Raw genomic sequence first — 17,678 nt, 5'->3', positions numbered from 1 at the left:
ACTTCCTTTACTCTAAGAGCAAGCAGAGCATTGTGGCGTATCGTGGGAGCAGTACCACGCTTGAAATCCCCGCTACCTTAAGCAAAGATGGCGAGACCTATCCAGTTACTTCGATTGCAGAACATGCCTTTGACTTCGCCAAAACCGGTGTAAAGCTTACTGAGCTTACCTTACCCGATGGTCTTGTCAGCATCGGCGAGGGTGCCTTCGCGTTCAATGCCCTCACCAAGCTTGTGTTGCCACGTACGGTAGCAGACCTTGGTGATGAAGCCTTTGCTTACAACAAGCTTTCAAGCTTAGAACTTGCTGGAGCTGAAGACCCTGCCACAGCCAATGACCCCGTAGCTCTAAAGACCATAGGTGCCAAGGCTTTTTTGAACAACGAGATAGCCGCACTTGATTTTGCATCCTATACAGCCCTAACAGAAATCAAAGCATCAGCCTTCTCAGGTAACCGCCTTGAAACACTGAATCTTCCTGCTTCACTCAAAGCCATCGGTGATAGCGCCTTTAAGGATAACCAGCTTGCTGAGCTTGTTTTGCCTGATGCTATCGAGACAGTTGGAGTCGGCGCTTTCTATGACAACAAGCGCTATGTATTTTTAACCGGCGGAGCTGCCTCAGCAGTATCAACCGATGTTGAGCGTGGTCACTTTGGTTCAATCTATCGTCCTATTACGCTGTGGGTGAAAGGTATCGACGCGGTTAGCAACGAAACAATCCTGAGCCCGCGCGAGATTTCTAACAATCCATATAGCGAAACCACGCGCGACAAGCTCATGTTTGTGGGCAACGATACTGCCAAGATTGTGCCGCCGGTGCTGCCAAAGTATGTTGCAGATACGCCCGCGTTTGCATTCACTAATGAAGCGCTTGCACAAAATTCAAAAGACAACCCTGTTATTCTTACCTATAAGCCTAACTCCACCAACCCTATGTTTCACGGTTTGACGGTGCTCCAAATTAATGTAGACGGAACCTATAACCTGCTTGATGGCGTTACGGCAACTGATGGTCAGGGTAACGATATTACTGATCGCATTACGGTTAAGCCAGACCGCATTGACACAAGTGCTCCCAGTGAGATGCAAGTTGTTTATTCGGTTACCGACCAGTCGGGCAACAGCGCAACTGCTACACGTTTGGTGCTTGTTGGACTAGATCCTATGGAGCGCGAAACCGGCAAAGGCTGGTTGATGAAAGACTTTACCTATGATGGAGATACCGTTACGGGACTCTCGGAAAGCGGTAAAGAAAAGATTAAAACCAATAAAGATGTGGTGCTGCCGTCCTTTAACCCAACAACGCCTGAAGGAACGCTCATTCGTTCTATTGGTGCATCTGCGTTTATAGGTCAAGGTATTGCCTCGGTTGATATTCCTGAGTCAGTAACCTCAATTGAACGACAAGCATTTGACAGTAACGCTCTCACAGAGATTAAACTGCATGAGGGATTGACAACTATCGACGACGATGCTTTTGGAGGAAACCGTCTTATATCGGTGAGTATACCAAGCACAGTCAAATTCATCGGGGTTCGAGCCTTTAAGGAAAACCGACTCTTAACTATCGATTTTGCTCCAGGTCTAGAGTTTATTGGTGCTGAAGCTTTTGCTGATAATGAACTAGCAACCCTTGCCTTCCCTAATACCTTAAAGAAGGTCGGACGTAAAGCTTTTGTTCGCAATAAACTTGTAGATGTTGCTTTTAATGATGGCCTGCAGAGTATTGAAGACGCTGCATTTCTAGGGAATCTCCTTACAGCAATTGACTTACCTTCTACCTTAACAACTTTAGGCAATGAGGTATTCAAAAACAATCAGTTGAAGAATGTAGAAATTCCTGCTTCGGTGACTGAGATGGGTGAAAGCGTATTTGAGAATAACCTGATAGAGTCGTTTACATGGAATAGCCCACTCACTAAAATTCCTTTTCGTACATTTAGGGATAACCATTTGCGTGAGTTTTCTGTTCCTAACCATATAACCGAGCTAGCCAGTGGTTCTTTCGAAGGCAATCGCTTTGAAAAAGTTGACATTCCAAGCACTATAACCTCAATTGGGAGTTATGCGTTTCATAACAACTACAACCTAAAAACACTTGCTTTGCACGAAGGTATTGTCTCAATTGGGAATTATGCGTTTAGCGGTACGGCGCTTGAGATGGAGCGCTTTGAGACACCTTCGACCCTGCGCAGTATTGGAGAACGTGCGTTTTATGGCGGAGAAAGTTCCAAAGTTAAGATGATAATTAAGCACCTTGTGCTAAATGAAGGTCTCACGTCACTCGGTAGTGGTGCATTCGCTAACGTATATCTTCAAGATGTGTCTATTCCTGAATCGGTAACTGAAATCAAAGATTACACTTTCAATAATAACAATTTAACGCGGCTTGATATTCCTTCAAAGGTGACAAGTATTGGCTATGCTGCATTTAAAAATAATTACATCAGTCATTTGAATTTGCCAAAAGGTCTACTATATATACATGCTCATGCATTTGAAAATAATAGGAATCTGAGAGAGCTCAATTTACCCTCGACGGTTAAGACAATTGAATATTCTGCGTTTGCGAATAATAAGATTGGTAAATTAGACGTTCCCGCTTCAGTGGAGCGAATTGAATCTTCTGCGTTTGAATATAATCACTTGCGTGAAATAAATCTTAAAGATTCGCTGGGCCATCTTGGTTATGATGCATTTTCAAGTAATCATTTAACCGATGTTCGGCTGCCCGTACGTATTACCGAAGTTCCCGAATCAGTCTTTTCTAACAATCGTATTTCTCATTTTGAGCTCGCACCCAACACGACGCGTATTGGCAGAGGAGCATTTGAAAATAATCAGCTTAGTGATGTCCATATTCCCGAGGGTGTTTTGTCTGTTGGCGATGGTGCGTTTAGAAACAATTTAATTGAAACATTGACTTTGCCGGAATCGTTGACGGATATAGATAGGGAGGCTTTTAGGGCTAATAAGCTCAGTACAGTTGATATTCCCGCTGCTGTTACCAAACTTGGTGATAAAGCGTTTAATAGTAATAGGCTGAGCACAGTTACTATTCCCAACGATAGCCATTTAACAACTATTGGAGATGGGGCTTTTACGGGTAATAAGCTCACTGATCTCAGGTTGCCCACAAGTGTAACTACGCTGCCAAGCGGTGTACTCAACAATAATCCGGGTTGGAATGAAACCCCCGGCCGCGTTCGCGTTATGGTTCGCGATGAGGGAGATAATCTTGTTAACCCCCATAATCTTGCGGGTGGTGCAGGACATCACGTTAATTCAAGCATTGTTCGCATAAACCATGTGCTTGAGGGAAGCGGTCAGCCTATTGCAGAACCAAACACTCATGTTGCAACTATAGGTGAGCGGGTAACGGTTATTCCAAAAGAGACAGCTGCTTATCAACCGGTATCAACAGATGCTGTCTCGGCGACGGTTACCGAAACACCCAACTCGATTGATATTTCTTATCGGCAAAACCCAAACTTTAAGCCCGATGCCGTGACGGTAACGGTGAATCATGCCTCAGGTAATGGTAGGGTTGATACACAAAAACCAAATGGCCTCAAGCAGTTTAGTGTGGGCTCTGAGATGCCAATCGTGTTGAGGCTTCAAAGCAGTGGCGATTTGGGCACCATACCTAATGCTTGGCTGGTACTGGACCTTAATAGTCCTGTTCCAGGCGGTCATGTTCCCGAAGATATTACGTGGCCAAGCAATATGGCAAGTTACGCAAAGTCGTGGAAGGTAGAAAATGGCCAAGTTAAGATTGAGCTGAAAGATCCAGTTTCTTCGAGTACCTCTTTAGAGATTCCTTTGTTCCTTAGGTTTAAAAAAGGCGAAACCCCGAACCAATTTGTACTTGACCTCACAGGAAAAGCGCGCCTCGTTCAGAATGATCAAATTCTTAAAAGCTCGGATACCTCAGAGCCTATTGGACTTCTGGGTTTTGCAAATAGTAGACAATTTTATAAGAGTACAGATAAAGATTTAATCATGGGAGCGGCTGATCCTGAGGGTTATATTGCAGAAGGTACTGACCTGCCTATAAAATTTACTTATGTTACTTCTAGTTCTGATAGGTATACTACGTACCGTGAGATTAACCGCATCAAGCTAAAAGACATTATCCCAACTTATACTGGTAAAGATGAACATGGCGTTGTCCATAACGATTTAAAGGCAAAATTTGTGCCTGAGTTGAGTCCGGGTTGGAAGCTTAGTGCCGATGGCGAGTCTGTTGAACTTGATGAAGAGTTGAGCAATACAACAGGTGGTACTAGTAGCCTTGACGTTCCGGTGCATCCCATCTATTTCCGCTTCCCGCGTGCTAAAGTTGATTCGCGTTATAGAAATCGTATGAGTGGAACTATGTATGGTGTAGACCGGCGCGGTGTACTTAACGGCAGCTATGAAGAAATACAGAAAAAATTTAAAGGAAAAGATACGGTTTGGGAAGAAGAGCCGTTAAATGAGAGGAACTCATCGGTTGAAGACACGATTAAGGCTTATACCCTTTCTACTCCCACCGATCCTGCAAATGTACCCCAACAGGGTGCATATATATATGTGCGCAATGCATCATTTTATGGCACCAATTCGTCGATGACATCAGTTCAAGACACCCCGCGTTCTCAGTTTTTGAGTTATAACTTCAAAAATAAAGATTTTAATGTGAGTGGCCGTATGCCCTTTGTATCTAAGTCTAGGTATGGCGGACATTATGCAAATGCATTTAGAGATAATGACGAGGATCGTCACGAAGAGTTTGTGTGGGCAACCCGCGTGGTGGTGGAAGGCGGTAATGTTGAGCGCCTAGCTATCAATCAGTTTGGACTTGATAGTCGTATGTACTACACGGGTTTCAAGATTCCAAAAGATTTTAAGAAAGGTGAGCTCACCGTCTATGATGGTGACAATATGACAGGTAATGTGTTGCTGAAGCAAACTGTCTATGGTGACCGCTTTGATTTCCCAGAGGCTATTCGTAAAAAGGTCAAGTCTTTCAAACTTGAGTTTGAAGGTAAAGTTGATAATACTCCAGTGACTACTACATATATCGATATGCCGGTATATAGCCGGTTGCTTAATCCAGACGATTCTCATTTTGTGAGCGCTGGTGCGAATGACAGTGGTTTATCCGCTGTTAACCGTTTCTATGCGAAAGCATCGTTTGAATTGGATGGGACCGCAAGCGATAGAACAACACCGTGGACAGCAAGTAGGTCTGATGACACTGAGTATATTTTAATTGTTCCATGGGAGAGTCGGTACAGTTTGGTAAAGACACTGCGCGATGCAGAGAAAGTGCGTGATTATAACGAACTGCTTTATTACGACTTGAGCACATCGTTTACCAAGCCTGAAAAATCGACCATTGAATCCTTTAAGTTCTTGGACCTCTTGCCCAAGTCAGTTGAGCCAGTTGAGGTTCAGTATTCGCAAAACTTCTTGGATAATGCTGTTAATCCAAGCTATGAGTACATCGAGAATTTTGAGAACACGGGGCGTTGGGCTGTTGTTGTTAAGGCGGATTCATATAATCCGGGTGGCGAGGACATGGTTGCAGCCGAGCAAAAGTTTATGACACTGGTTGCGCGTACCACTACCGATCTTGAGACAAGTACCGCTGTGGTTAATGAGGCATACCTGACTGGTCAGGGAGATTCTGCTTGGTCAGCAGGAGGTTCAAAGCCAGGGTTTAAGTTCTTTAAGGACGACAAAACGGTACTTTCGGCTACAGCATCGTTCCCTGTATTTTTGGGAGCAAAGCTTGAGGGCTTCAAGTATATTCGTCGTAAGGGTTCCCCTTTTTGGTCGCCTCGTTCTGTGCGGTTAGAATCTGAAGAGGCTTTTGAGTACCGGTTGGAGGTTAATAACGCTACGTCAAGCACTGTGAAAGATGTTCAGATTTTTGATGTTTTGCCCTATAACAAAGACACGCGTGTTGTTGCAAACGAGGACGATGTCTACGTTGACCGCAATACTGATATCAGTGCCCGTAAGAAAGGCGGCGCACTGGTAGAGGATCGAGCACATATGACAGGGCCTATTCGCTCTGGCGATGGCTATGCGGATGACTATGATGTGTACTACACCACTGCTGACTCAACAACGCTCAAAGGGCGCCCTGCCGCTGAGGTTGTTGGCGATACATCACTTTGGGTTACAGCCGATCAGATTGGTGACTGGGGTGCGGTAACGGCATTTAAGATTATTGCCAAGCCTGGTCGAAGTGTTCCGGGTAATTCATCGCGCAATTTCTACGTTGATATGAAGGCGCCTAAAAACGAAGATTATATGTTTGATGGCGACAAAATGTATAACACCTTTGCACAGCGTTCAGGCAATACTGGTTTATTTATTGAGGGCAACTCGGTTGAGGCCGAGATGTATTCAAAGCGCGGTATCTTACAGGTGAAAAAGCTGAGCCGCGATCCGCTCAAGCCAGGCGAGACCCACACGCCGCTTGCTGGGGCGAAGTTCCGTCTGTGGGCAGTAGCGCGCGAAGACCTTGATGAAGACGATGCTATTACAACCTTGGGTGATTATAGGGTGCTTAAGAACCCGATTGTCGTTACCCACAACGGTGCCGAGGTAGATGAGCTCACCACCAACGCTTCGGGCGTGGCATTGTTTACTGAGCTTAAGATGAACCGCGACTATGTGATTGAAGAAGTGTCTTCACCTGAGGGTCACAAGATTGTTGATAAATATACGTTGGTTAACGGAGAAGATTTACGCAACGACACCAACCACTATAAAGAGGTTGAGGTTATTAACCAAAAGCTCTACAAGCCAACGCCTATTGAGCCGCTCACCGGCACGCTTGAATTCTATAAGGTTGATGCCACTGGTTTACCCATTCCTTCAACAGGCTTTACCCTTGAGGGCGGACCGAAAGGACCAAATCACGTTAAGCGCTTTGTTCTAAGTAGCGAAACCGGTTTGGTGCGCTTTGAGAATCTGCCGCTCTTTGGTGAGGAATATCCGTATACCTTAACCGAGACTAACCCGCGTGGTGCCTTGCACCCTATTGACCCCGTTACGGTGAGGTTTAAGAATAACGGTGTGCAAAAGCCGGTTATAAACCTGGGTTCCATCAAAAACGATAAGGGCGACTTGCTGGTTGCCAAGCTTGGCATCTATAGCCTGAAAGAGCAAAACAATCCAATCCATAAGCTTACGCGCAACTCGGGTAGGCGTTTGGCAGGCGTTGAGCTGCAACTGCAAGATAAGGGCGGAGCAGTGCTTGAAGCTGCTAGAACAAACGCTCGCGGTGAGGCAGTCTTTAAAGAGCTTGAGATTGGGCGCGATTACTACATTTTTGAGCCAACAGTGCCTCCAACCATGCGCAACTATGAGAATGCGGCAACAAATAACCGCGTTAAGGTGCGCATTGAACGCACTGGTGTTGTGTGGGTCAATGATGTTCAATCCAGTAACAACTATGCTGTTATGCCTAACTTCCCCGAGCGCAACACCAACCGCGTTGACCTTATTAAGACCGATGAGAATGACAACCTGTTGCCAGGTGCAGTATTTGGTTTGTTTGAGGCCGAGAAGCCGGCTGACGGTCAGGAGCCGGTCTTTACACAAATTGCAACTCAGACAACCGATGATGCGGGTCAGCTGAGCTTTGAAGACTTTGGTGTCGATACCTCAGTGAGCCCGCATAGGCAGGTTGCGCGTGTTTATGAGATACGCGAGCTTACGTCACCCGTTGGTTATGTGGCGCGCTTTAAGCCGTTCCGCTTTGAGACAAGTGACGACACGCTGGTATATTTCAGTCTTGAAGCGATGAACCCATCTATTCACGTCAAGCTTAAGAAGTTTGATGCTGATAATCGATCCAAAGCGCTTCCGGGTGCTGTCTTTGGTTTGTATGCTGGCGCAGCAGGCGAAGGTGTGCCGCTTGAGCAGGCAACAACCAACGCCGAGGGCGAGATTGAGTTTGCGTATCGCGATTTTGATATGAGTAAGACCTACTCTATCAAAGAGATTACCGCGCCTGATGGATATGCAACAGCCGATACCTCTGAGGTGCAGATTATTGACCTGCCTGGTTTGAACAGGCAGGGACAGTTTGACGGCAAGCTAACCTACACTTTCTATAACCGTCCGGTTAAGGGTCGCCTTGAGCTTCTTAAGTTTGGCGAGCTAGGAAGTATGGCGTTGTCGGGGGTTCAGTTTACGCTGGTAGACCCAAGCACGGGCGCCAATCACGAGGCTGACCGTGTGGTAGAGACTGACGCACAGGGTAGTGCGAGCTTTACAGACCTCACTATAGGTAAAGAATATAAGCTCAGCGAAACGCGGAGCTTGCCAGGCTATCGTAGCGACGAGCATCAAAACATTGCCGTTCGAATTAACTCGTCGGCAACGGTTCGCCTTGAGCTGGTTAACCACGTAACGCCAGTACCATTTAGTTTTAGCAAGCAAGACAAGGCAGAGCACCCGATTATCGGTGCGCAATTCCGTATGGAGCGCGAGCTCTTGCCAGGTGTGTATGTTGAGCCTGTTATGCAGAGTTCTGACCAGACTGGTCAGGTGAGCTTTACGCATCTGGTTCCCGGACAGGTATATCGCCTGACCGAGGTAGATGTATCTAGTGCAAGCTCTGATGTGCCGCATGGTGCCGATAATGGCTGGCAGCGCTTTACCGGTTCATGGACGGTAAAGCCGGTGTTAGCTGTTGAAAACGGTGCTCCAAAGATTGAATACGAGGTAGTACGCCAGCCTGATGGTGAGGCTATTGCTATGCCTCTGACTGTGGTTAATGAGCGCGTTGAGCCAACTCCGGTAACCGTTAAGGTGAAAAAGACTTTTAATGGCGGTACAGCGCTTAATCCGCTGCCGAGCTTTAAGGCGGTGCTCACTCGTTATAACGAGGCAAATGAGAAAGAGACTGTTGGCGACGCAAAGGCTATGACACGTGTAGATGGCGAAGCTGCGTTAACGCTTTCTGCTGAGTGGACGGGTCTGGATTATGATTACTATGACGCAACGGCACGGGCATGGAAGCCTTGGCGCTACGAGGTAGAAGAACAGATTGAGGGTGCGGGTGCAGACAGCTATAGCGCAAACGTGACACTTGATGCTGCAAACAGCAACACAACACTCCGTCAGTTCAACATTGTTAATACCTACACACCTGCCGTCGCTGATGTAACAGCTACTAAGACTTGGAGTGGTGGCGAGGCGCTCGGTGACCGTCCGACGGTTTACTTTAAGCTCTTCCGTGCTTTGGGTGATGGTGCTGCAGAGGCGGTGGCTGGTGCTGATATTAAAGAGCTGTCCAATGGTACAAGCTCGGTTGTATGGAACGCTTTGCCTAAGACTGATGCCACCGGTGTTGCCTATACCTATTCTGTACGAGAGGTAGATGCACAGGGTGCAGATGCAACGCCTAACGATTACACCAAGGATGAGAATGGTCTTTCGGTAACAAACACCTACACCTCACCTACCGCAGATGTATCTGCTACCAAGACTTGGGTTGGTGGCGAGGCATTGGGTGACCGCCCAACAACCCACTTTAAGCTGTTCCGTGCTGTTGGCGGAGCTGACGCAGTAGCTGTTGAAGGTGCAGACATTAAGGAACTGCCAAACGGGACAACGTCAGTAACTTGGGCACAGATGCCTGTTAACGACGAGCATGGCAACGCCTATACCTACTCAGTGCAAGAAGTGGATGAGCATGGCGCACCTGCAACGCCCACCAATTACGAGAAGGTTGAGAGCGGTCTTGCAGTAACCAATACCTATGTATCACCGACATCAAGCGTGCGCGCTACTAAGATTTGGACTGGCGGTGAAGCACTGGGCGGTCGCCCGACCACGTACTTCAAGCTGTTCCGAGCTGGTGGTGCAGCTGATGCGGTGGCTGTTGATGGTGCAGAACTCAAGGAGTTGCCGAATGGTACGACATCAGTAGAGTGGGCAAATATGCCAACAACTGATGCAAGCGGCAACTTGTATACCTATTCGGTACTTGAGGTCGATGAACACGGAACCCCTGCTGCTCCTGCTAACTACAACAAGGTAGAAAGTGGCTTGAGTGTCACCAATACCTACACCTCACCTACCGCAGATGTATCTGCTACGAAGACTTGGGTTGGTGGAGAGGCATTGGGTGACCGCCCAACAACCTATTTCAAACTCTTCCGTGCTATCACCGGTGGAAATGCCGAGGCAGTGGATGATGCAGAGATAAAAGAGCTGCCACACGGCACAACAAGTGTGAGTTGGTCTGCTCTCCCAACAACTGATGCTAGTGGTAATACCTACACCTACTCAGTGAAAGAGGTAGACGCTCAGGGCTCAGACGCAGTTCCTACCAACTACAAAAAGACTGAGAATGGTCTTGGTGTCACTAACACCTATGTATCGCCAACCGCAGATGTATCTGCCACGAAGACTTGGGTTGGTGGCGAGGCGTTGGGTGACCGTCCAACAACCTACTTCAAACTCTTCCGCTCTATTCCAAACGGAGACGCAGAAGCAGTAGCTAATGCTGAAACTAAAGAGTTGCCAAACGGCACCACTGAGGTTAGCTGGCAAGCACTGCCTACTCACGACGAGCACGGCAATGTCTATACCTACTCAGTGCAAGAAGTTGACTCACACGGAACCCCTGCTGCTCCTGCTAACTACAACAAGGTAGAAAGTGGCTTGAGTGTCACCAATACCTACACCTCACCTACCGCAGATGTATCTGCTACCAAGACCTGGGTTGGTGGCGAGGCGCTCGGTGACCGCCCAACTACCTACTTCAAGCTCTTCCGTGCCGTTACCGGTGGAAATGCCGAGGCAGTAGATGATGCAGAGATAAAAGAGCTGCCACAGGGCACAACAAGTGTGAGCTGGTCTGCTCTGCCAACAACTGATGCAAGTGGTAATACCTACACCTACTCAGTAAAAGAGGTAGACGCTCAAGGCTCAGACGCAGTTCCTGCTAACTACAAAAAGACTGAGAATGGTCTTGGTGTCACCAACACCTATGTATCGCCAACCGCAGATGTATCTGCCACCAAGACCTGGGTTGGTGGCGAGGCGTTGGGTGACCGTCCAACAACCTACTTCAAACTCTTCCGCTCTATTCCAAACGGAGACGCAGAAGCAGTAGCTAATGCTGAAACTAAAGAGTTGCCAAATGGCACCACTGAGGTTAGCTGGCAAGCACTTCCTACTCACGACGAGCACGGCAATGTCTATACCTACTCAGTGCAAGAAGTTGACTCACACGGAACCCCTGCTGCTCCTACTAACTACAACAAGGTAGAAAGTGGCTTGAGTGTTACCAATACCTACACCTCACCTACCGCAGATGTATCTGCTACCAAGACCTGGGTTGGTGGCGAGGCGCTCGGTGACCGCCCAACTACCTACTTCAAGCTCTTCCGTGCTATCACCGGTGGAAATGCTGAGGCAGTAGATGATGCAGAGATAAAAGAGCTGCCACAGGGCACAACAAGTGTGAGCTGGTCTGCTCTGCCAACAACTGATGCAAGTGGTAATACCTACACCTACTCAGTAAAAGAGGTAGACGCTCAAGGCTCAGACGCAGTTCCTGCTAACTACAAAAAGACTGAGAATGGTCTTGGTGTCACCAACACCTATGTATCGCCAACCGCAGATGTATCTGCCACGAAGACTTGGGTTAACGGTCCTAGCGAGCACCCAGCTGTTTGGTTCAAGCTCTTCCGTAAGATTGAAGGCAGCGATCCTGAGGCAGTGCCAAGTGCAGAAGCAGCTATTAAAAAGCTGGAAAACGGCACTACAGAGGCAACTTGGTCGGCAATGCCCACCACTGACCCAAGCGGCAAGACCTATCAGTATTCTGTGCACGAGGTCAATGAGCAGGGCGATGACTTTACGCCGACTAATTACACGAGTGCTGTTTCTGATAACGGCCTAACGGTAACTAACACCTACGTCATTCCTAAGAATGGTGAGGCACGGGCTACTAAGACTTGGGTTAATGGTTCGACGGTACAAAGTGATATTTGGCTGCGTCTGTATCGCCAGATTGAGGGTGGGCAGCCCGAGGCTGTTCCTTCCGCGGAGGCGCCATTGCATCAGCTGACGGTGGGTACTACCGAGACAAGCTGGAACAATCTGTCTCAGACCGACATTAACGGTAACGCCTACACCTTCTCTGTAAGAGAGGTAGACGAGCATGGTGACCCAACACAACCAGAAAACTTTACTAAGCTTGAAGATGGTTTGACTGTTACCAATACCTATGTAGTGCCAACTATTGAGGTCAAGGCTATTAAGACTTGGGTCAATGGTCCTGCCACGCATCCCGATGTCTGGTTTAAGCTCTTCCGCAAGGTCGAAGGCGGGCAACTGGAGGAAGTTGATACCAACAAAGCTCCTATTAAGAAGCTGGAAAATGGCACTACAGAGGCGAGCTGGGCTAATCTTGAAAAGACGGATATTGAAGGCAGAACCTATGAGTACAGCGTTCAAGAGGTTGATGCTAACGGTGCCGACTTTACGCCCGAGCACTACATCAAGACAGAAAACGGACTTAAGGTAACCAATACCTACGAGATTCCTAACCGTGGTTCTGCTCGTGCTACCAAAGCTTGGGTCAACGGCCCTGCCGAGCACCCAGCTGTCTGGTTCAAGCTGTATCGCCAGATTGCTGGTAGTGAGCTTGAAGAGGTGCCTGCTGCAGAAGCTCCAATCCAGAAGCTGGAGAATGGCACTACACAGGTGCTTTGGAACAATCTGTCTCAGACCGACATTAACGGTAATGCCTATACCTTCTCGGTTAAGGAAGTAAACGAGCAAGGCGCAGACTTTACGCCAGAGAACTACACAGCGGAAACTTCTGTTGATGGTTTGACGGTAACTAATACCTATGTCATTCCTAAGACCGCTGAAGCCACTGCTCATAAAGCGTGGGTTAATGGCCCTGCCGAGCACCCAGCGGTATGGTTCAAACTGTATCGTCAGGTAGAAGGTGGACAGCCAGAAGCAGTACCTACTGAGGAAGCTCCTATCAAGAAGCTGGAAAACGGTACCACCGAAGTCAGCTGGACAGGTCTTTCCAAGACTGACATCAATGGCAACGCCTATACATTCTCTGTACATGAGGTTAACGATCAAGGCGTAGACTTTACGCCGGAGAACTACACAGCAGAGACTTCTAATGACGGTCTGACGGTAACTAACACCTATGTCATTCCTAAGACCGCTGAGGCAACTGCACACAAGACTTGGGTCAATGGTCCCGCCATCCACCCGACCGTCTGGTTCAAGCTCTTCCGCGCAATTGAGGGTGGACAACCAGAGGCAGTACCTGCTGAGGAAGCGCCAATCAAGAAGCTGGAAAACGGTACCACTGAAGCCAGCTGGACAGGTCTTTCCAAGACTGACATCAACGGCAACGCCTACACCTTTACCGTAAAAGAAGTAGATGAACAGGGTTCTGACTTCACCCCAGAGAACTACACAGCAGAGACTTCTAATGACGGTTTGACAGTAACTAATACCTATGTGCCTCCTACTGCAGGTCGAGTGAGCGCCTCTAAGGTTTGGGTCAACGGCCCTGCTACGCATCCCGATGTCTGGTTTAAGCTTTATCGCATGATTGCGGGCGCACAGCCTGAGGAAGTACCCACTTCAGAAGCACCGTTGCGCAAACTAGAGAACGGTACTACTGAGGTTTTGTGGACCGGTCTTACCCAGACCGACATCAATGGCAATCCGTATACCTTCATGGTGCATGAGGTTAACGAGCAAGGCGCAGACTTTACACCGACAAATTACACCGGTTCAGTATCTGCCGATGGTCTGACAGTAACTAATACGTATGTCATTCCAACGCAGGGAGAAGCGACTGCTACCAAAGCCTGGGTCAACGGTCCGGCCGAGCATCCAACGGTTTGGTTCAAGCTGTATCGCCAGATTGCTGGTGGTGAGCTTGAAGAGGTGCCTGCTGCAGAAGCTCCAATCCAGAAGCTGGAGAATGGCACTACACAGGTGCTTTGGAACAATTTGTCTCAGACCGACATTAACGGTAACGCCTATACCTTCTCGGTTAAGGAAGTAAACGAGCAAGGCGCAGACTTTACGCCAGAGAACTACACAGCGGAAACTTCTGTTGATGGTTTGACGGTAACTAATACCTATGTCATTCCTAAGACCGCTGAAGCCACTGCTCATAAAGCGTGGGTTAATGGCCCTGCCGAGCACCCAGCGGTATGGTTCAAACTGTATCGTCAGGTAGAAGGTGGACAGCCAGAAGCAGTACCTACTGAGGAAGCTCCTATCAAGAAGCTGGAAAACGGTACCACCGAAGTCAGCTGGACAGGTCTTTCCAAGACTGACATCAATGGCAACGCCTATACATTCTCTGTACATGAGGTTAACGATCAAGGCGTAGACTTTACGCCGGAGAACTACACAGCAGAGACTTCTAATGACGGTCTGACGGTAACTAACACCTATGTCATTCCTAAGACCGCTGAGGCAACTGCACACAAGACTTGGGTCAATGGTCCCGCCATCCACCCGACCGTCTGGTTCAAGCTCTTCCGCGCAATTGAGGGTGGACAACCAGAGGCAGTACCTGCTGAGGAAGCGCCAATCAAGAAGCTGGAAAACGGTACCACTGAAGCCAGCTGGACAGGTCTTTCCAAGACTGACATCAATGGCAACGCCTATACCTTCTCGGTTAAGGAAGTAGACGAGCAAGGCGCAGACTTCACCCCAGAGAATTACACGGCAGAGACTTCTAATGATGGTCTGACTATCACTAACAGCTATGTCATTCCTAAGACCGCTGAGGCTACCGCTCATAAAGCTTGGGTTAACGGTCCTGACACCCACCCAACCGTCTGGTTCAAGCTCTTCCGTGCCATTGAAGGCGGACAGCTAGAAGCAGTACCTGCTGAGGAAGCACCTATCAAGAAGCTGGAGAATGGCACCACCGAAGTCAGCTGGACAGGTCTTTCTAAGACTGACATTAACGGTAACGTGTATACCTTCTCGGTACATGAAACTAATGCTGATGGTAACGATGCGGTGCCAACCAACTACGCCCTGTCTATGTCTGAGGACGGCTTAACGGTTACCAACACCTACGTTGCTCCTAAACAAGGTGAGGCTACAGCCCATAAGACTTGGGTAAACGGTCCTGCCGAGCACCCAACCGTCTGGTTCAAGCTCTTCCGCGCAATCGAAGGCGGACAGCCAGAAGCAGTACCTACTGAGGAAGCACCTATCAAGAAGTTGGAGAACGGTTCTACTGAGGTATCGTGGACGCATCTAACCCAGACTGATGAGTTTGGCAACGCCTATACCTTTACCGTAAAAGAGGTAGACGAACAGGGCGCTGATTTCACTCCAGAGAACTACACAGCAGAGACTTCTAATGATGGTCTGACGGTAACTAATACCTATGTCATTCCAAAGACTGCCGAGGCAACTGCACACAAGGCGTGGGTTAACGGTCCTGCCACCCACCCAACCGTCTGGTTCAAGCTCTTCCGTGCCATTGAAGGCGGACAGCTAGAAGCAGTACCTACTGAGGAAGCACCTATCAAGAAGCTGGAGAACGGTACCACCGAAGTCAGCTGGACAGGTCTTTCTAAGACTGACATTAACGGTAACGTGTATACCTTCTCGGTACATGAAACTAATGCTGATGGTAACGATGCGGTGCCAACCAACTACGCCCTGTCTATGTCTGAGGACGGCTTAACGGTTACCAACACCTACGTTGCTCCTAAACAAGGTGAGGCTACAGCCCATAAGACTTGGGTAAACGGTCCTGCCGAGCACCCAACCGTCTGGTTCAAGCTCTTCCGCGCAATCGAAGGCGGACAGCCAGAAGCAGTACCTACTGAGGAAGCACCTATCAAGAAGTTGGAGAACGGTTCTACTGAGGTATCGTGGACGCATCTAACCCAGACTGATGAGTTTGGCAACGCCTATACCTTTACCGTAAAAGAGGTAGACGAACAGGGCGCTGATTTCACTCCAGAGAACTACACAGCAGAGACTTCTAATGATGGTCTGACGGTAACTAATACCTATGTCATTCCAAAGACTGCCGAGGCAACTGCACACAAGGCGTGGGTTAACGGTCCTGCCACCCACCCAACCGTCTGGTTCAAGCTCTTCCGTGCCATTGAAGGCGGACAGCTAGAAGCAGTACCTACTGAGGAAGCACCTATCAAGAAGCTGGAGAACGGTACCACCGAAGTCAGCTGGACAGGTCTTTCTAAGACCGACATTAACGGTAACGTGTATATCTTCTCGGTTAAGGAAGTAGATGAGCAGGGTGACGATTTCACCCCAGAGAACTACACCGGAACGGTATCTAAGGACGGCTTAACGGTTACCAACACCTATGTTGCTCCTACTCAAGGCGAAGCAACAGCTACCAAAGCCTGGGTCAACGGTCCAGCCGCCCACCCAACCGTCTGGTTCAAGCTCTTCCGTGCAATCGAGGATGGACAACCAGAGGCAGTACCCACTGAGGAAGCTCCTATCAAGAAGCTTTCAAATGGCATTACTGAGGTGTCGTGGACGCACTTAACCCAGACTGATGAGTATGGCAACGCCTACACCTTTACTGTGCGTGAGACTGATGCCGATGGTAACGATGCAGTACCCGCCAGCTACGCTATGACTATGTCTGAGGACGGCTTAACGGTTACCAACACCTATGTTGCTCCCACACGGGGAGAAGCAACAGCTACCAAAGAATGGGTCAACGGTCCAGCTACTCACCCAACTGTTTGGTTCAAGCTCTATCGCCAGGTAGAAGGCAGCGACCCAGAAGAAGTGCCTACGGACGAAGCACCGCTGCGTGAACTCGCCAATGGCACTACCGAGGCAAGCTGGACTGGTCTTACTCAAACCGACATCAACGGCAACGAGTACAGCTTCTCAGTGCGTGAGGTTGATGCTGAGGGTAACGATTTTGTACCTGAGCAATACGTCAAGACAGAGAATGGACTTGCGGTAACCAATACCTACGTGGTGCCTAATATGGGCATGGCAAAGGCCAATAAGGTATGGAAAGATGCCCTAGCTGAGCACCCAACCATCTGGCTGCGTCTCTATCGTCAGGTAGAGGGCGGCAAGCCTGAGGCAGTTCCAACGAGTCAGGCAGCTATTCAGCAACTCACCAACGGCACAACTGAGGTAGCTTGGGTTGGTTTGGATCAAACCGATGAGCGTGGCAATGTTTACACCTTCTTGGTACGTGAGGTTGATGCTGCAGGTAACAGCTTTGTTCCTGAGAATTATCGCAAGGCTGAGGAAGGCTTAACGGTTACCAATACCTACGTAGCTCCGCCATCAACGGGCACGCATCGTAAGACGCGAAAGATTCGCAAGACCTTGCCGCGTACGGGTGACCTGACCGCGCTGATGGGTGTTGCCATGAGCAGCCTAGCTGGATTTGCATTTATTGCAGGCGAGCGGATGCGTAAGCTTAAGCGCAAAAAATAAACGCGCAAGCGTAAAATGCACAAATATAGTTGTGTAGTGAAATCCCTCGTTTCGATAGGAAACGAGGGATTTTCTATTATAGTGGCATATATATAAATAGCGGTATTGAGCTAGATATATGAAACAAACAAGTGTGAAAGTAGGCTTTTCTAGCGAGACAGTGAGCGCTGGTAACGCTGTAAGTGGGGG

The 17,678-nt window shown here is 48.6% G+C and carries 1 protein-coding gene; it reads left to right on the top strand.

Translation table 11 applies throughout. The features are described from left to right. Positions 1 to 32 precede the first annotated feature (32 nt). Entirely contained in the window at positions 33 to 17,489 is a 17,457-nt protein-coding gene (locus KPC83_RS06900; protein ID WP_216278516.1) for a Cna B-type domain-containing protein, read from the top strand. Positions 17,490 to 17,678: the final 189 nt, after the last annotated feature.

Source organism: Collinsella sp. zg1085, assembly GCF_018889955.1.
GTDB lineage: Bacteria > Actinomycetota > Coriobacteriia > Coriobacteriales > Coriobacteriaceae > Collinsella.
The sequence above is the reverse complement of the archived record's forward strand: the minus strand, read 5'-3'. Positions and strand labels throughout refer to the sequence as shown.